At 60.4% G+C, this 16,722-nt stretch carries 14 protein-coding genes and 3 tRNA genes; 13 read left to right on the forward strand and 4 right to left on the reverse strand.

Annotated features, from left to right (window positions below; translation table 11 throughout):
* Positions 1 to 87: 87 nt before the first annotated feature.
* Positions 88 to 525, reverse strand: a complete 438-nt coding sequence (locus AC1RQI_RS02095; protein WP_416635040.1) for a DNA polymerase III subunit chi — start codon at positions 523 to 525, stop codon at positions 88 to 90.
* Positions 526 to 598: 73 nt separating this feature from the next.
* Between AC1RQI_RS02095 and lptF the strand changes: the two genes are divergently transcribed.
* On the forward strand, positions 599 to 1,711 hold the full coding sequence (lptF, locus tag AC1RQI_RS02100) for an LPS export ABC transporter permease LptF (protein WP_416635039.1): 1,113 nt from the start codon (positions 599 to 601) through the stop codon (positions 1,709 to 1,711).
* Positions 1,698 to 2,756 (forward strand): LPS export ABC transporter permease LptG, encoded by a 1,059-nt coding sequence (gene lptG / locus AC1RQI_RS02105; protein ID WP_481903479.1) that lies wholly within the window; start codon positions 1,698 to 1,700, stop codon positions 2,754 to 2,756. Before lptF ends, lptG begins: the two co-directional genes overlap by 14 nt.
* Before the next feature lie 6 nt (positions 2,757 to 2,762).
* Here the strand turns inward: lptG and AC1RQI_RS02110 are convergent, their stop codons facing one another.
* Positions 2,763 to 3,308 (reverse strand): RDD family protein, encoded by a 546-nt coding sequence (locus tag AC1RQI_RS02110; protein WP_481903480.1) that lies wholly within the window; start codon positions 3,306 to 3,308, stop codon positions 2,763 to 2,765.
* A 154-nt stretch (positions 3,309 to 3,462) separates the two neighbouring features.
* On the opposite strand from AC1RQI_RS02110, the gene alaS reads away from it, so the two are divergent.
* The 10 genes from alaS (at position 3,463) to AC1RQI_RS02160 (ending at position 13,898) form a co-directional block, all read left to right on the forward strand.
* The gene (gene alaS / locus AC1RQI_RS02115) at positions 3,463 to 6,093 is read left to right on the forward strand and encodes an alanine--tRNA ligase (RefSeq protein WP_481903481.1); all 2,631 of its coding nucleotides are present in this window, start codon (positions 3,463 to 3,465) and stop codon (positions 6,091 to 6,093) included.
* Between the two features lie 112 nt (positions 6,094 to 6,205).
* On the forward strand, positions 6,206 to 7,444 hold the full coding sequence (locus AC1RQI_RS02120; RefSeq protein ID WP_416635035.1) for an aspartate kinase: 1,239 nt from the start codon (positions 6,206 to 6,208) through the stop codon (positions 7,442 to 7,444).
* A 153-nt stretch (positions 7,445 to 7,597) separates the two neighbouring features.
* Positions 7,598 to 7,789 (forward strand): carbon storage regulator CsrA, encoded by a 192-nt coding sequence (gene csrA, locus AC1RQI_RS02125; RefSeq protein WP_416635034.1) that lies wholly within the window; start codon positions 7,598 to 7,600, stop codon positions 7,787 to 7,789.
* Between the two features lie 89 nt (positions 7,790 to 7,878).
* Positions 7,879 to 7,969 (forward strand) — tRNA-Ser (locus tag AC1RQI_RS02130).
* Between the two features lie 4 nt (positions 7,970 to 7,973).
* Positions 7,974 to 8,050: transfer RNA gene (locus tag AC1RQI_RS02135), tRNA-Arg, on the forward strand.
* Between the two features lie 85 nt (positions 8,051 to 8,135).
* Positions 8,136 to 8,212, forward strand: a tRNA-Arg gene (locus AC1RQI_RS02140).
* 178 nt (positions 8,213 to 8,390) lie between these two features.
* The gene (locus AC1RQI_RS02145) at positions 8,391 to 10,175 is read left to right on the forward strand and encodes an alkaline phosphatase D family protein (protein WP_481903482.1); all 1,785 of its coding nucleotides are present in this window, start codon (positions 8,391 to 8,393) and stop codon (positions 10,173 to 10,175) included.
* A gap of 282 nt (positions 10,176 to 10,457) precedes the next feature.
* Entirely contained in the window at positions 10,458 to 10,706 is a 249-nt protein-coding gene (locus AC1RQI_RS02150; RefSeq protein WP_481903483.1) for an OadG family protein, read from the forward strand.
* Between the two features lie 57 nt (positions 10,707 to 10,763).
* A complete protein-coding gene (oadA, locus tag AC1RQI_RS02155) occupies positions 10,764 to 12,557 on the forward strand; it encodes a sodium-extruding oxaloacetate decarboxylase subunit alpha (protein WP_416635031.1) in 1,794 nt (597 codons plus the stop codon).
* 15 nt (positions 12,558 to 12,572) lie between these two features.
* Complete coding sequence (locus tag AC1RQI_RS02160; RefSeq protein WP_416635030.1) at positions 12,573 to 13,898, forward strand: sodium ion-translocating decarboxylase subunit beta; 1,326 nt, start codon at positions 12,573 to 12,575, stop codon at positions 13,896 to 13,898.
* A 55-nt stretch (positions 13,899 to 13,953) separates the two neighbouring features.
* Here AC1RQI_RS02160 and rnt read toward each other — a convergent pair whose 3' ends face one another.
* Complete coding sequence (rnt, locus tag AC1RQI_RS02165) at positions 13,954 to 14,574, reverse strand: ribonuclease T (RefSeq protein WP_481903544.1); 621 nt, start codon at positions 14,572 to 14,574, stop codon at positions 13,954 to 13,956.
* Between the two features lie 26 nt (positions 14,575 to 14,600).
* Positions 14,601 to 15,650: a dihydroorotase gene (pyrC, locus tag AC1RQI_RS02170; RefSeq protein WP_481903484.1), complete on the reverse strand. Its 1,050-nt coding sequence runs from the start codon at positions 15,648 to 15,650 to the stop codon at positions 14,601 to 14,603.
* 93 nt (positions 15,651 to 15,743) lie between these two features.
* Here pyrC and AC1RQI_RS02175 point away from each other — a divergent pair, with 93 nt between their 5' ends.
* On the forward strand, positions 15,744 to 16,667 hold the full coding sequence (locus tag AC1RQI_RS02175) for a flagellar protein MotY (protein WP_481903485.1): 924 nt from the start codon (positions 15,744 to 15,746) through the stop codon (positions 16,665 to 16,667).
* The last annotated feature ends 55 nt before the right edge of the window (positions 16,668 to 16,722 follow it).

A 16,722-nucleotide genomic window follows, 5' to 3' on the forward strand; every position in this document is an offset into this window, starting at 1 on the left:
GATCGGCCCGGCTGTGCTGATGTGGGTTGAGACTGTGAAGACTAACAGACCTGCAATTATACATGGTGGCCGCTCACCGGCGAACCATCAGCCCGGTGAGCGGAAGTCATGAACCTGCGGGGTGATGCCCAGTTCCCGCAACTGGCGGTATTGGGCGCGGGCGCGCTGGAGGCTGCTGTCCTCGTTGCTGGCGATCAGGGCCAGGCGCGCAAACCTGTCAGCGGCGCCAGGCAGGGTAGTGGCGACGACAATCAGCGTATCCCACTCGCCCGGTGCGGGGTCGCATTCGAGGACCGTGACACGGGTGTCCGGTTGCTGGTCACTGGTGCGGATCCGCTCATGGGGCAGGAATGATTCAGGACGGAATGACCACAGCATGGCGTCCAGCGCCTCGGCCGTGGTGGCGTCATCGCAGTACAGCGCGACCCGGTCGCCGTCCAGCCACGCCTTTTCCGCCAGCCGCGCGGCATGCAGAAGGCGGGCATCACGACCGGTGCCGGCGAGGATGTGGAACCAGTGACTCATGAGGCATCCCCGGGTTGGCTGTCATTGAGGGCACAGGTTATCTAGAATGATCCGTCCTGTCAGGCGATGCGAGATGCTGGGAACGCCCGTGTTCATCATTTTCCGGTACCTGGGCCGCCAGGTCCTGACCACCATGGCTGCCGTTGCGCTGGTGCTGCTGCTCATCTTCATGAGTGGCCGTTTCCTGCAGTATCTGGCGTCGGCCGCTGAAGGCGAATACGCGGCCAACATCATTTTCATCGTTATGGGGTACCGGCTGCCGGAATTCCTGGAGCTGATCCTCCCCCTGAGCTTTTTTCTGGCCATTCTGCTGACCTATGGGCGCATGCACCAGGAGAGTGAGATGACGGTACTCACCGCCTGCGGTGTCAGTGAGCGCCAGGTTCTTCTGCTGACTCTGGGGCCGGGCGTACTGGTGGCGCTCATGGTTGGCGCCATGAGTCTGTGGCTGACACCGGCTGGCATCCAGCAGGTGGATCGTATCTTCGCTGACCAGGCCCAGCGCACGGGGTTTGAAATGCTGGCGCCCGGACGCTTCCAGGAGATGGGCTCGGCAAACCGGGTCACCTATACCCGTGCCCTGAGTGATGACAAACAGACCCTGAAAGGGGTTTTCATGGCTGAGGGCCAGGAGGATGGGCGCTTTACGCTCATGAAAGCGGACAAGGGGACCCAGATTGTCGAGGACGAGGGGGGGCGCTTTCTGGTGCTGCACGACGGGGTCCGTTTCGAAGGGCGCCCCGGGGGCGCCGAGTTTGATGCCATGACCTTTGAGGATTACGGCCTGCGGATTGAACCGCCCTCTGGTGTGAGTACCGGCAGCTCCCGGGAAGGCAAGCCAACCCTGGCACTCATGGATTCCGGTAAAAAGGCGGATCAGGCGATGGTGCACTGGCGGCTGTCGCTACCGCTACTGGTGCTGGTGGTTACGGTGCTCGGTATCCCTCTGAGCCGGGTGAATGCCCGTCAGGGCCGCTTCTTTCACCTACTGCCCGGGATCCTGGTGTTCATCGGCTATCTGGGAATCCTGATCCTGGGACGGGATGCCATTGCCTCTGGCCAGCTGCCTTCATGGGTGGGGCTGTGGGGCGTCCATGTTGGCTTCCTCGCGCTGGGCGCGGTGATGCTGGCCTGGCCGTCAGTACGGCTGCGCCGGGCTTCGGAGGTGATGCATGCGGCTGATTGACGGTTACATCATGCGGGTGGTGGCGGCTGCCATCCTGTTGGTCCTGCTGGTGGTTCAGGCGCTGGATTTCGTGTTCGCTTACATTGCCGAGCTGGAGGACACGGCCAATGAATATCAGGCATGGGAAGCCTTTGTCTTCATGGTGTACACCCTGCCCAGGCGGCTGTATGAGTTTCTGCCGCTGGCCGCCTTCATGGGGGCGCTGGTAGGGCTGGGTCAGCTCGCCAACAACTCCGAGCTGGTGGTGATCCGGGCGGCGGGGGTCTCGCTGGGCCGGATTACCTGGTCCGCCATGAAGCCAGCTCTGGTAGTGGTGGCAATCAGTCTTGTGGTTGGGGATTTCGTGGCACCGCCGGCGGAACAGGCGGCCCAGAGTAACAAGGCGGTTGCCCGCCATGGTGGGCAAGCGGCGGCTACCCATGGTTTCTGGCATCGTGAGGATGATGTCTTCATGCACTTCAATACGGTGCTGCCCAGCGGTGAGCTCCATGGCGTTTCCCTGTTCCGTTTTGGTGAGGGCCAGTGGCTGGAAGAAGCGCTTTACGCGGAACGCGGGGTCTACCAGGGCGATTACTGGGTGTTGCATGACGTGCGTCATTCAACGATCCGGAAACAGTCAGTCAGCACTGAAGAGCGGGCAACGTTCCGCTGGCAGAACGGGCTCTCGCCGGACGTGCTCAGTGTGTTGACGGTCAGGCCGGATCGCCTGGCGATCCACGGTCTCTATACCTACGCCACCTATATGCAGGAGCAGGGGCTGGATGCCAGTGACTACTGGCTGGCGTTCTGGAAGAAAACCCTTCAGCCGCTGGGCACCGCGACCATGGTGCTGCTGGCCATCTCCTTTGTGTTCGGGCCGTTGCGCTCGGTCACCATGGGATTCCGGATCTTCTGTGGGCTTCTGGCTGGACTTGGGTTCAAATACACGCAGGACCTTCTGGGCCCTATGAGTCTGGTCTATGGCTTCAGCCCAATGCTGGCCACCCTGGTACCGATCGCCATCGCTGGTGGCGTGGGGTTGGTGCTGTTGCGTCGGGCCGGATGACGCCGGTCACTTCGGGCTGTTGCGCTTGGGCAGCAGCACAGTACGGCTCCGCGACAGGTGATCCGTCCAGCTGCGGTGCTGTGGGTCGAGCCACTGCCACAGCCATCCCAGCCCCAGGGCAGCCCAGCTGACCGCCCCTGCAATCACCCGCAGCAGCGCCTGGGTCCAGCTTATTCTTGAGCCATCCGGGTTTTCGATACGGAGCCGCCAGGTCTGCATGCCCAGAGTCTGGCCCGCACGCCGCCAGAAGAAGCCGAAGAACAGCCACAGGCTCGCAAGCAACACCAGGGTCAGCACCGGGTCATAGTCTATCTGGCCTTGCGCTTGCTGCATGGCGCCGTAGCGATCGGCAACCAGGCCCGCGTTGATCAGGAGCTTGTGCACGCCGGTGTAGATCGCAGTGACCGTGAAGACCAAAGCCAGGCACAGCAGGCTGTCGTAGACCATGGCGATAAGGCGGCGCCAAAGGGGAGCTGGCGGAGGCGGGTCAGGGCTCGGAGGCTGGTCGTTGGTCATCATGGCGAGCGTTTGTGGCTTGCAGGTGGCTGGCATTGTAGCGGCTTGGTGGCGGTTCGGCGAGATGCCAGTCTTTCGAAGGCGTGATGGGGTCACCGTGCAGCGCGTTCCCCGGTTTTTGCGGCTGTGTTAGAGTAGCCGCTTCAGAGTCAAAGCAATCCTCCTAACGAATAACGGGTTTGAGTCCGCTATGAAAACAGCCGAGCTGCGCAGTGCGTTTCTGGAGTATTTTCGTCAGAACGGGCATACCATTGTGCCCAGCAGTTCCCTGGTGCCAGCGGACGACCCTACGCTGCTGTTCACCAATGCGGGGATGAACCAGTTCAAGGATGCCTTCCTGGGACGCGAGGACCGGGGCTATACCCGGGCGGTGTCGTCCCAGCGTTGCGTGCGTGCCGGCGGCAAGCATAATGACCTTGAGAACGTGGGCTATACGGCGCGCCACCACACCTTCTTCGAGATGCTGGGCAACTTCAGCTTCGGCGACTATTTCAAGCGTGAGGCGATCCACTTTGCGTGGACCTTCCTGACGGACCCCCAGTGGCTCGGGTTGCCTGCGGAAAAGCTCTGGATCACGGTGTACCAGACTGATGAGGATGCCTACCGGATCTGGAATGAGACGATCGGTGTGCCCGCTGAGCGCATTGTGCGCATCGGGGATGAAGACGGCGTGCCCTACAAGTCGGATAACTTCTGGTCCATGGGCGATACTGGCCCCTGCGGCCCCTGCTCGGAAGTTTTCTACGATCATGGCCCCGACGTGGCTGGTGGTCCTCCGGGTAGTGATGATGAGGACGGTGATCGCTACATCGAGATCTGGAACATTGTCTTCATGCAGTTCAATCGCACGGCCGATGGGGTCATGCACGACCTCCCGAGTCCGTCCGTGGACACCGGCATGGGTCTGGAACGCATCGCCGCGGTTCTGCAGGGGGTTCACAGCAACTATGAAATCGACCTTTTCCAGTCGCTGCTGAGCTCCGTTTCCCAGGTTCTGGGAGGCGTGGATCCGGACCAGGCCTCCGCCTGCGTGATTGCCGACCACATCCGGTCCTGTTCCTTTTTGATCGCGGATGGGGTGATGCCCTCCAATGAGGGGCGCGGTTTCGTGCTTCGCCGGATCATCCGCCGGGCGGCGCGTCACGGCAACAAGCTGGGCGCCAGCGGCACCTTCTTCCATAAACTGGTGGAGCCACTGGATGCGCTGATGGGTGAAGCCTACCCGGAGCTGACCAAGGCCCGTCCCCAGATCGAGAAAATCCTCAAGCAGGAAGAAGAGCAGTTCGCACGTACCCTGGAGAAGGGGTTGCGTCTGCTGGAAAGCGATATTGCCCAGCTCAGTGGTCATGAGATCCCGGGGGAGACTGTGTTCACCCTCTACGATACCTATGGCTTTCCGGTGGACCTGACCAACGATATTGCCCGCGAGCGTGGCCTGACACTGGACATGGAGGGCTATGAGCAGGCTATGGAGGCCCAGCGTGAGCGCGCTCGGGCCGCCAGCAAGTTCGGTATCGACTACAACGCCGGGCTCAATCTGGACGGGGAAACCGAGTTCACCGGCCACGGTAACTTCGAGGATGAGGGCGAGGTTCGCGTCGTCCTGGTCGAAGGTGAACGCCGCTCCGCTGGTGTGGGTGAGCGTGCCGTGGTGGTTCTGGACCGCACCCCCTTCTATGGGGAATCCGGTGGCCAGGTGGGTGACACTGGGGTCCTGAGCTGGTCTGGTGGCCGTTTTGAAGTGGAAGACACCCAGAAAGAGGGTGGCCATCATCTGCACATCGGTCGTGTCGTGGCTGGGACCCTGGAGCCGGGTATGGCGCTGCATGCGGCGGTTAACGGCCAGCGGCGGGCCACTACGGCACTCAACCACTCAGCCACGCATCTGCTGCACGCGGCGCTGCGCACCGTACTCGGTGAGCATGTGGCCCAGAAGGGATCCCTGGTTAACGCGGAGCGGCTGCGTTTTGATTTCTCCCACTTCGAGGCGGTCAGCGCCGAGGAGCTGGAGCGCATTGAGCGCATGGTGAACGAACAGGTCCGTGCGAATACCGCCGTTGAAACCCGGGTGACGGACATGGAAACGGCGAAGACCATGGGAGCCATGGCCCTGTTTGGCGAAAAGTACGGTGACAGCGTCAGGGTGCTCTCGATGGGTACTGGTGGTTTCTCCATTGAGTTGTGCGGGGGCACCCATGTGGAACGCACGGGCGATATCGGCCTCTTCCGCATCGTCGCTGAAACCGGTATTTCCTCCGGCGTTCGCCGCATTGAAGCACTGACCGGCGAGTCAGCGCTGGCCCACGACCGGGAGCAGGAAGCACGCCTGGGGCGTATCGCGGCCCTTGTGAAGGGCGCACCTGAATCCGCAGTGGAGCGCGTGGAAACCCTGGTGGAACAGAACCGCCAGCTTGAGAAAGAGGTAGAGCGGCTCAAGGGTAAGCTGGCCAGTGCCGCCGGTAGTGACCTTGCTGATAATGCCGTGGACGTGGGTGGCATCAAGGTGGTTGCGGCCGACATGCAGGGTGCGGACCGCAAGGCGCTGATGGAAACGGCCGACCAGCTCAAGAACAAGCTCGGCAGTGCCGTTGTGCTGCTGGGGTCGGCGGTGGACGGCAAGGTGACGCTGGTCGCGGGCGTGACAAAGGATCTTACCGACCAACTCAGCGCGGGTGAGCTCATGAAGACAGTCGGTCCCTGTGTGGGCGGCAAGGGAGGAGGTCGGCCTGATATGGCGCAGGGTGGCGGCAGCGACCCGGATGGCCTTGCTGATGCCATTGCCTCGGTCGAACCCTGGGTCCGCGATAACGTAGGGAACTAACCGTCTAAGGGGTATCCCTATCTGTACAGCCGGGCAAACAGGGCTATAATGCGCCCGGCGCTAATAGCGAGCCGGGATTGATTGAATCCGTACGGACAAGGAATACGCGCGCATGGCGTTGTACGTAAAGAAATTCGGCGGCACGTCCGTCGGCACCGTGGACCGGATCGAGGCGGTAGCGGACCAGCTCCAGGCTGCCCGTCAAGCCGGCGATGATGTGGTCGTCGTGGTTTCGGCGATGAGTGGCGAAACCAACCGGCTGATTGACCTGGCCCATCAGGTGATGGACGAGCCGGATCCGCGGGAGATGGACGTGCTGGTGTCCACCGGCGAACAGGTAACCATTGCGCTTCTGAGCATGGCATTGCTCAGGCGGGGTGTGGACGCCCGTTCCTATACCGGTGGCCAGGTCCGCATCACCACGGACAGCTCGCATACGAGGGCACGGATCCAGGATATTGACGAAGATAATATGCGCCAGGATCTGGACGCCGGACGTGTTGTGGTTGTGGCTGGATTCCAGGGCATGAACGAGGACGGGCATATCACCACCCTGGGTCGTGGTGGCTCTGATACCACCGCGGTGGCGTTGGCCGCCGCGCTGAAGGCGGATGAGTGCCATATCTACACCGATGTGGATGGTGTTTATACCACGGATCCGCGGATCGTGGACGGAGCGCGGCGGCTTGAGACCATCACCTTCGAGGAGATGCTCGAGATGGCCAGTCTGGGCTCCAAGGTGCTGCAGATCCGTTCGGTGGAGTTCGCCGGCAAGTACAACGTACCGGTTAGGGTGCTTTCCAGTTTCAGGGAAGGGCCCGGAACCCTGATCACCTTTGACGACGAGGACGATATGGAAAAGCCAGTGGTCTCGGGCATCGCGTTCAATCGCGATGAAGCCAAGCTGACGGTGGTGGGTGTTTCGGACATCCCCGGCTGTGCCTCGCGGATGCTGAAGCCTGTTAGTGATGCGGGCATTGAAGTGGACATGATCCTGCAGAATGTGGGGTCGGATAACCGGACCGACTTCACCTTCACTGTGCACCGTAATGATTACAGGCAGTCTCTGGAACTGCTGGAGAACCTTGGGGGTGAGCTGGATGTGCAGTCCGTGCAGGGCGATGAGCACATCGCCAAGGTCTCCATTGTGGGTGTAGGCATGCGCTCCCATGCGGGCGTGGCCTCATGTATGTTTGATGCCCTGTCGGCGGAAGGCATCAACATTCAGATGATTTCCACCTCGGAAATCAAGATCTCGGTAGTGATCGACGAGAAATACCTGGAGCTGGCGGTGCGTACGTTGCACAGCGCATTCGGTCTGGAGCAGGCTGAAATCCGGGAAGAAGATTGAATAATAATAAAACAGCTGGCGAAAACGCGTGTAGGCTTCAATAATTGGGAAGCCGAAACGAAAACGACACGGGGCAGCGTCTCGCGACTGAGCCGGAAGGGCAGGTGGGACGTATAACCGGAAAGCGGTTAATTAAGACAAGGAGTTTGGACAATGCTGATTCTGACACGTCGCGTCGGCGAGACACTCATGGTTGGTGATGAGGTCACCGTGACCGTTCTTGGTGTCAAGGGGAACCAGGTGCGTATTGGCGTGAATGCACCGAAAGAAGTGGCGGTGCACCGGGAAGAAATCTATCAGCGCATCCAGCAAGAACAGGATGAGGACGAGCCGGAAAACGACTGAGTCCGGACCCTGTAGCGGCGGCTGCCAGAAAATGTCACGTAACCCCTATGAAAACGTGTCACATATGGTAGTATACGCCGCGTTCCAACGGAGAGGTGGGTGAGTGGCTGAAACCAGCTCCCTGCTAAGGAGCCGTACGCATTGCGCGTACCGAGGGTTCGAATCCCTCCCTCTCCGCCATTTAGCGGCTGTAGCTCAGCTGGATAGAGCACGTGGCTACGAACCACGGGGTCGGGGGTTCGAATCCTCCCAGCCGCACCAGATACCAGGCTGATGCCTTAAAAGGCATCAGCTTTCTCAAGTGGCATGAGCAACACTTGAAACCATAGCAAGACCTGCCTGTAAGGCGGCTGTAGCTCAGCTGGATAGAGCACGTGGCTACGAACCACGGGGTCGGGGGTTCGAATCCTCCCAGCCGCACCATTTCCCCCGGATTGACCGTCCAACCGATCGTTCAGTGACTAGCGTTTCGCTGAAAGCAACGACCCAACGCTTGCCTCTCGGTTCGATGCGTCGCTGTTTTGTAAATGAAGGTTAATACGCCGCCGCTAGGGTGTCTCCTCATCGACCTGGAAATGGACCCCTTGTGGAGGAATGAGCGATGGCCGACTTCGACCGGCGCCAGTTTCTGGTGGGACTGGCGGCAACCACCCTGACCCCCTACCTGCTGACCGGATCCCGAAATGCCCAGGCATCCGCTACACAGTGGCAGGGAGCCTCTTATGTTGAGTCGCGGCTTGATACCAGCAACCTGAGTGTGGATCAGGGGCGGGTTTTTGAGCTGTCAGTGACTTCTGGCGATCCTGTTCCCACCGGGGTCATCCTCTGGACCCGTGTACGCCCGGATCTCGTTGTGGCGGGACAGTCACTGTTCTTCCAGGTGTCGCTTGACGGTGAATTCCAGCAATTGGTCTCGGAAGGCGAAGTGTTGCCGGAGGACCTCAATGAACGCAGTGACTACACCGTTAAGGTGGATCTGGAAGGTCAGCTTTCACCCGGTCAGCGGTATTGCTACCGCTTCATCTATGGCAATACCGCCTCACGAACGGGGCGTTGCCGCACCGCCCCGGCGGAGCACGCCTCGCCGGATCGCCTCAAATTCGCCGTTCTGACGTGCCAGGACTATACCAATGGTTACTATGGTGCGCTGGATCATGTGGCTGATGACGACAGCATTGATTTTGTTCTTCACCTGGGCGATTTCATCTATGAAAGCGTGGGTGATCCCCGGTTCCAGGACCTGCCGTTCGAAGACCGCCTTATCATCCTTCCCAGCGGCAACACGGTTGCCTTTGACCTTGCGGACTACCGGCACCTGTACCGGATCTACCGCAGTGACCGTTCGCTGCAGCGGGCCATGGAGCAACATACCTGGATCATCACCACGGATGACCATGAAACCTGCAACGACGCCTACTGGGATTACGAGCAGGATACGCTTGGTTGCCCGGATCACCCCTTTATGACAGATGCGTCCTACGCCAATAACCTCGATCTCCGGCGCCAGCTCAAGCTCGACAGCCAGAGGGCCTGGGCCGAGTACGTCCCTGCCCGGATCCAGTTCAACGAAGCGGCAACCCATCCCTTCGAGTTCAGTCGAATTTATCGGGATTTCCGCTTCGGTGATCTCGTGAACCTCTACATGCTGGACACCCGAACCTATCGCACTCCACATCCCTGCGGTGAAGACGATGTGCTCGAACGGTATGTGCCCATCGGCTGCGACAATTTCGGTAACCCCAATCAGAGCATGCTTGGCGATGCCCAGCGCGAGTGGCTTCTCAATCGTACTCATCTGTCAACAACGCGCTGGAATGTCCTGGGGAACCAGACCTTCATGGGCCGTCTCGGGTTGGATCTCGGGGAAGATGTCAAGCTGCCGTTCAATGTGGATGCATGGGACGGTTACACAGCGGAGCGGCAGCTGCTGTTGAATGAGTTCCAGTCAAACGGTGTGGATAATCTGGTGGTGCTGACCGGCGATCTGCATTCCTACATCGCTGCCCAGGTCAAGAAGGACTACTCGGATCTGGCGTTCTGGAACTTTGATAACCACCGTGGTGCCGAATTCATGACACCCTCTCTTACCTCCGCGGGGCTGGCGGACCAGCTACCGGAACAGACTCCGGACAACAAGGTGAACAACGCCCTCGTGGGTGCTTTGAGTTCGAGTGCCGTAAGGGTGACCAATCCCCATATCCGGTTCTTCAATTCCCGGTTGCACGGGTATTCGACGGTGGAGTTCCGTGACAGCTATTGCGAGTGGGTGGCCTACGCGGTCAGCAAGGACACGCCGGACCAGCTTCCTGCCCGGGAAGCGATCGCTCGTTTCCGGAAATATGAAGCCTTACCCTTCCTGGTCCGCAAGACGACCGACGGCTACTGACCCGCGGTTTGCCCCCCCAAAAGCCTGGCTCATTGAGGCGAGCCGGGCTTGTTGGGTGCGAGAAGCGCCCTCTGCTTGTTTCTGGTTGTGTGAAGGCACAATTGAGTCGATGTGATCAACTTGCAATCGTCGGTGTTTGTGCGTATAAATTCGCGCGCCTTTCCGGCGCGATCCTTTTTTGTTGTCCGGCAAGGCGAGAAACTGTAAATTATGACAGACTTGCAAGGCCTGTGAGCGGCTGTCGCGGTCATTAATTCTCCTTAACTGATAAGGTGATTTCCCATGGATGAAGTGATGCAGGGGGCATTGGACCTGATGCTGGTTGGCATGGGGTTCGTGTTTTCCTTTCTGATCATTCTGGTGTTCGTCACCATATTGATGTCCCGCATCGCGGGTCGCATCGCGCCACCGGAGCCAGTACGCCCCAATAACGGCGGCGGCCAGGGCAGCGCCGATCCTATGAAAGACCCACAACTCAAAGCGGTCATTTCCGAAGCCATTGCCAAACACCGGGCTCGTCGTCGGCAATGAGGCGCCGCGCTTAATGCGCGGCCGGGAAACCAAAACGAGATAAAGAAGGTCCGAAAGATGACAGATACCAAGCAACCCCTGGGGATCACGGATCTGGTGCTGCGTGACGCGCACCAGTCCCTGTTCGCGACCCGCATGCGACTGGACGACATGTTGCCGATTGCCGAGAAGCTGGATCAGGTAGGCTTCTGGTCGGTTGAGTCCTGGGGCGGAGCCACGTTCGATTCCTGCATACGCTATCTGGGCGAGGATCCCTGGGAGCGGATCCGTGAGCTCAAGAAGGCGATGCCCAACACCAACCAGCAGATGCTGCTCCGCGGCCAGAATCTGCTGGGGTACCGCCATTACGCGGACGACGTGGTTAACCGTTTCGTGGAGCGTGCCGCTGAAAACGGTGTGGACGTGTTCCGGATCTTTGATGCGATGAACGATCCGCGCAACCTGGAAACGGCCATCCAGGCGACGAAGGCAACCGGCAAGCATGCCCAGGGCACGATCTCGTACACGGTCAGTCCAGTGCATACCATTGATATGTGGGTGCAGCTGGCGAGTCAGATTGAATCCATGGGCGCCGATTCGCTCGCCATCAAGGACATGGCCGGGCTCATGAAGCCCTATGACTGTTACGAGCTGGTGAGCCGGCTCAAGAAAGAGCTGTCTATTCCCATCCAGTTCCATTCCCATGCCACTACGGGCATGTCGACCGCCAGTATCGTCAAGGCTGCCGAGGCCGGGGTTGATCGGGTGGACACGGCGATCTCCTCCATGAGCATGACCTATGGCCATTCGCCGACCGAGTCGGTGGCGGCCATCATGCAGGGGACGGACCGGGATACCGGCCTCGACATTGAGTTGCTCGAGGACATCGCGAAGTACTTCCGTGAGGTCCGCAAGAAGTACGCGAAATTTGAAGGGTCGTTGCGTGGCGTGGATTCGCGCATCCTGGTGGCCCAGGTACCGGGCGGCATGCTCACCAACATGGAAGGCCAGCTCAGGGAGCAGAACGCCAGCGACAAGATGGACGAGCTTCTGGCGGAAATCCCGCGCGTTCGCGAAGATCTGGGCTACATCCCGCTGGTAACGCCCACATCCCAGATTGTCGGGACCCAGGCCGTGCTGAACGTACTTACTGGGGAGCGTTACAAGTCCGTCTCCAAGGAAACGTCCGCGCTCCTCAAGGGTGAGTACGGCGCAGCCCCTGCCGAGTGCAACAAGGAGCTTCAGGAGCAGGTTCTGCAGGGGGGCGAGCCCATCACATGCCGGCCCGCTGACCTGATTGAGCCCGAAATGGACCGGTTGACGGAAGCACTCCGCCAGGAAGCGACCGATAAGGGCTTCACGCTCGCAGAGAACGAAGTGGATGATGTACTGACCTACGCCCTTTTCCCGCAGATCGGGCTGAAGTTCCTGGAGAACCGGGGTAACCCGGAGGCGTTCGAGCCTGCGCCCACGGGCGAGGAAGTGGCGAGTCCGGCAGCGCCGGGTGAGCCCGAGACCTATACGGTCACGGTAGACGGTCAGTCCTATGTCGTAGAGGTCGCCGAGGGCGGCGACATCACCAATATCCAGCAGGCCCCTGGGGGTGGTCAGTCCCCGGCACCGGCTGGTGGCGGTCCGGCTGCCGCGCCCGCCGGCGGTGGCGAGCCGGTTTCAGCTCCCTTGGCCGGTAACATCTTCAAGGTGCATGTCAGTCCTGGTGAACAAGTCAACGAGGGCGACGTGCTGATCATCCTTGAGGCCATGAAGATGGAAACCGAGGTGAAAGCGGATCGTTCCGGTACAGTGGGCTCCGTTACCGTCAAGGTCGGTGACAGTGTGGCCGTTGGCGACGAACTCCTGACTCTGGGATAAAAAGGGCTTTACGGCATGGATAATCTGATTACTTTATGGACCGGTAGTGGTCTGTACAACCTGACGCCAGGCGCGCTCACGATGATCGTGGTGGGCCTGGTGCTGCTTTATCTGGCGATCAACAAGAAGTTTGAACCCCTGCTCCTGGTGCCGATCGGTTTCGGCACCATTCTGTCGAACCTGCCCGAGGCAGGTCTCGCCATGAGCGCGGTCGAGAACGCGATCCACAGCGAGGTGCCTCGGGTGCTGGCAGCGCTCGCGTCCGTGATGGATGTGAGCTACGAGATGGGGCAGAAGGTGACGCCGGATGTCATCAAGAGCTTCATGGAAGCCTATAAGGGACTTGATGCCGAGGCGATGCTCAGTGCTCAGCAGGTCGCGACGGATATGGGGTATTCGCCGGGGATAATCCAGTCCTTCTATAAGGTGGCCATTGGCAGTGGTGTCGCGCCGCTGATCATCTTCATGGGCGTAGGCGCCATGACGGATTTCGGGCCCTTGCTGGCTAACCCGAAGACGATGCTGCTTGGCGCGGCCGCTCAATTCGGCATCTTCAGCACTGTTTTGGGTGCGGCGGCGCTCAACAGTACCGGGCTCATGGATTTCTCTGTTACCGAAGCGGCGGCCGTGGGCATCATTGGTGGCGCGGACGGCCCCACATCCATCTACGTCTCCAGCATCCTGGCACCCCATCTTCTGGGGGCGATCGCCGTGGCGGCCTATTCCTACATGGCGCTGGTACCGCTGATCCAGCCACCGATCATGAGGGCGTTCACCAATAAGGAAGAGCGTCAGCTGCAGATGAGTCAGCTCCGGGAAGTTGGCAAGCTTGAGAAGATCATCTTCCCGGTTGCCATCCTGGTACTGACCGGTATGTTCCTGCCCGATGCAACGCCCCTTCTGGGCATGTTCTGCTTCGGTAACCTGATGAAGGAATGTGGCGTTGTTGAGCGACTGAGTGACACGACCCAGAACGCCCTCATCAATGCGGTGACCATTGTTCTGGGGCTGTCAGTTGGCTCCAAGATGGCGGCTGAGCAATTCCTGAACGCCCAGGTGCTTGGCATCCTGGCGCTGGGCATGGCGGCATTTGCCGTGGGTACTGTATGCGGCGTGGTCATGGCCAAGATCATGAACGCGTTTGCCAAGGAGAAGATCAACCCTCTGATTGGTTCGGCCGGTGTTTCCGCCGTGCCCATGGCAGCGCGGGTGTCCAACAAGGTGGGCCTGGAGGAGAATCACCAGAACTTCCTCCTGATGCACGCCATGGGGCCGAACGTTGCCGGTGTGATCGGCTCTGCCGTGGCGGCGGGCGTGATGATCAAGTTCGTCGGCGGTTGAACCTGCTGTGATGTGGCGCACCCCGCCTGAGGGTGCGCTGTTACCTCAACGCTTGTCAGGCCTCCCCGGGCGACGGGGGTGGCCACCCTCCCAGAGCTTTCCAGCGATTAACGATCAGGCAGAACAGTTCTGCTGTTTTATCCGCGTCATACAGTGCCGAGTGGGCCTCTTTATTGTCGAAGTCAATGCCGGCAATACGGCAGGATTCCGCCAATACAGTGTGACCCAGGGCCAGCCCGGAAAGGGCGGCGGTATCGAAGGTCGAGAAGGGGTGGAACGGATTGCGCTTGATGTTCTGGCGCTCCGAGGCTGCCTTCACGAAGCCAAGATCAAAGGTGGCGTTATGGCCCACCAGGACCGCGCGTTTGCACTGGTTGCGGCGCACGGCCTGACGGATGGGCTGTAAGGTGCCGCGCATGGCCTCAAGTTCCGGACGCTCATCCCGCAGTGGGTTGCCAGGGTCAATACCGGTGAAGGCGAGGGCATCTTTCTCGATATTGGCGCCTTCAAAGGGTTGGACGTTGTACTGAATGCGTTCGCCCGGATAGAGCCAGCCTTCGCTGTCCATTTCCAGAAGAACCGTTGCGATTTCGAGCAGGGCATCCGTCGCGGCATTGAAGCCGCCGGTTTCCACGTCCACGACAACCGGCAGGAAACCCCGGAAGCGCTGCTGCATCATTGTTGGGGCTGCCGTCACGTTGTTCACGCCCGGTTCTCCCCGCTGTCAATCCGCCAGTTCAGGGTGTTCCCGGCATTCAGCGGCACTATGGGGTGGCCGTCTTCATACAGCGCCTCCGCGATGGTATGAGGCTCCCGGCGCAGGGTGATGCACCCGGTGTTGCGGGGCAGGCCGTAGAAGTCCGCGCCGTGGAAGGAGGCGAACCCTTCCAGCCGGTCCAGGGCGCCAGCCTCTTCAAAGAACTGAGCGTACAGCTCGATGGCGGCGAAAGCGGAATAACAGCCCGCACAACCACAGCTGTTTTCCTTGCGGCTGCGGTCGTGAGGGGCGGAGTCCGTGCCCAGGAAGAAGCGGCGGTCACCGCTTATGGCGGCTTCCCTCAGGGCCTGCTGATGACGCTGGCGCTTGAGGATGGGGAGGCAGTAGAAATGGGGTCTTATGCCGCCCACAAGGAGGTTGTTGCGGTTGAACAGCAAGTGCTGGGGGGTGATGGTGGCCCCCAGGTTGCGCTCCCGTGAGGTTACGAATTGCGCCGCGTCCGCGGTGGTGATGTGTTCCATGACAACCCGCAGCTGGGGCAGGCGCTCAACCAGCGGTGCCAGCACCTCGTCGATGAATACCTTTTCCCGGTCAAAGATGTCCACGTCGGCCCGTGTCACCTCACCGTGGGTGAGCAGCAGTAGGCCTTCTTCGGCCATGGTTTCCAGCGCGGGCTCAATATGGCGGATATCGGTGACGCCGGAGTCCGAGTTGGTGGTGGCTCCCGCCGGGTAAAGCTTGCACGCCACTATGCCCGAACGCGCGGCCTCACGAATGATCTCGGGCGTGGTATTGTCCGTGAGATAGAGGGTCATGAGAGGCTCGAATCCGCTGCCTTCGGGGAGGGCGGCCCGGATCCGCTCACGGTAATCCATTGCCTGAGCCGCGGTGGTCACCGGCGGGGTCAGGTTGGGCATGATGATGGCACGGCCAAAGCGCCGAGCCGAGTCGGGAACCACCTGCTGTAGCAACTCGCCATCGCGAACGTGCAGGTGCCAGTCATCGGGTTGGGTCAGGGTCAAGGTATCAGTCATGATCGGGATTGTACCAGATGATCCGGGCCTCAAGTTCCGGCGGCGTCTGCCGATACCCGGGATTGAGGCGTCACAACAATGGTTCCGTTCGTCATGAACCCACGTTATTGGATCGCTGCGGTAGTGGTTATCGCCTGGTTGCCGTTGAGCGCCATCGGTACCACCTTTTCCGCGGGTATAGAAAACAGCCGCTGGATCCTTTCGGATTCCATCTTTGAGTGCACGTTGACGCATCCGGTGCCCGGCTATGGTGAGGCTGTCTTTTACCATCGGGCCGGGGAGTCGCTCCGGTTCTTTCTGCAGCCGGTCCGCAGTTCCATGCGCGCCGGGGAGGCCGCGTTGGTGATCGAGCAGCCCGCCTGGAAGGCGGGTAAACCTGTGGATGACCTGGGATACGTTCGGGTCAGCAATGACCGTGACCGGCCAGTGGAGCTGTCCTCCGGAACCAGTGAACGGATGCTTGCCAGTCTGCAGGAAGGCCGTATGCCCACTTTTACCCGCCGGGCGCGCCAGAGTGACCGGCCGGTACGGGTGCGGCTCAACTACATCAACTATGGCAGTCCCCATGAATCCTTCCGTCGCTGCCAGAGTCAGCTGCTTCCGGTGAACTACGATCAGGTCCAGCGTACTGTGGTTCTGTTTGATCTGGACCGGTCCGAGCTCAGTGAGGATGCCAGGGACCGTCTCGATGACGTGGCGCTGTACGCCAAGGCGGATGATCGCGTAACGAAGATCTATGTGGACGGCCACACGGACAGCATAGGCACGCCGCTGCGCAACCGTGAGCTGTCCAAGGCGCGCGCTAACACGGTGGCCGGTTATCTTCAGGAGCAGGGGATCCCGGAAGAGCAGTTGGTCACGCGCTTCCACGGTGCTCGCTACCCTGTTGCAGGCGTACCAACCCCCGGCCCAAGGCACCGGCGGGCCACGGTCCGGCTGGAGCGGGAGAACGATGACGGCGATGCTGAGCCGGTGGTGACCCAGGCTCAACGTCGTGACCCGGTGATCGTCGACTGAACCCGGATTGGCTCCGGACCCCGCCCTTGCCGTAAAATACCCGCCACTGATCAGC

This window comes from Salicola sp. AFF1, from assembly GCF_056783195.1.

What these genes read in the sequence shown, in the direction of transcription:
- AC1RQI_RS02095 (WP_416635040.1), bottom strand. Translation starts at nt 525, where the DNA reads ATGAGTCACTGGTTCCACATCCTCGCCGGCACCGGTCGTGATGCCCGC.
- lptF (WP_416635039.1), top strand. Translation starts at nt 599, where the DNA reads ATGCTGGGAACGCCCGTGTTCATCATTTTCCGGTACCTGGGCCGCCAG.
- lptG (WP_481903479.1), top strand. Translation starts at nt 1,698, where the DNA reads ATGCGGCTGATTGACGGTTACATCATGCGGGTGGTGGCGGCTGCCATC.
- AC1RQI_RS02110 (WP_481903480.1), bottom strand. Translation starts at nt 3,308, where the DNA reads ATGCCAGCCACCTGCAAGCCACAAACGCTCGCCATGATGACCAACGAC.
- alaS (WP_481903481.1), top strand. Translation starts at nt 3,463, where the DNA reads ATGAAAACAGCCGAGCTGCGCAGTGCGTTTCTGGAGTATTTTCGTCAG.
- AC1RQI_RS02120 (WP_416635035.1), top strand. Translation starts at nt 6,206, where the DNA reads ATGGCGTTGTACGTAAAGAAATTCGGCGGCACGTCCGTCGGCACCGTG.
- csrA (WP_416635034.1), top strand. Translation starts at nt 7,598, where the DNA reads ATGCTGATTCTGACACGTCGCGTCGGCGAGACACTCATGGTTGGTGAT.
- AC1RQI_RS02145 (WP_481903482.1), top strand. Translation starts at nt 8,391, where the DNA reads ATGGCCGACTTCGACCGGCGCCAGTTTCTGGTGGGACTGGCGGCAACC.
- AC1RQI_RS02150 (WP_481903483.1), top strand. Translation starts at nt 10,458, where the DNA reads ATGGATGAAGTGATGCAGGGGGCATTGGACCTGATGCTGGTTGGCATG.
- oadA (WP_416635031.1), top strand. Translation starts at nt 10,764, where the DNA reads ATGACAGATACCAAGCAACCCCTGGGGATCACGGATCTGGTGCTGCGT.
- AC1RQI_RS02160 (WP_416635030.1), top strand. Translation starts at nt 12,573, where the DNA reads ATGGATAATCTGATTACTTTATGGACCGGTAGTGGTCTGTACAACCTG.
- rnt (WP_481903544.1), bottom strand. Translation starts at nt 14,574, where the DNA reads ATGCAGCAGCGCTTCCGGGGTTTCCTGCCGGTTGTCGTGGACGTGGAA.
- pyrC (WP_481903484.1), bottom strand. Translation starts at nt 15,650, where the DNA reads ATGACTGATACCTTGACCCTGACCCAACCCGATGACTGGCACCTGCAC.
- AC1RQI_RS02175 (WP_481903485.1), top strand. Translation starts at nt 15,744, where the DNA reads ATGAACCCACGTTATTGGATCGCTGCGGTAGTGGTTATCGCCTGGTTG.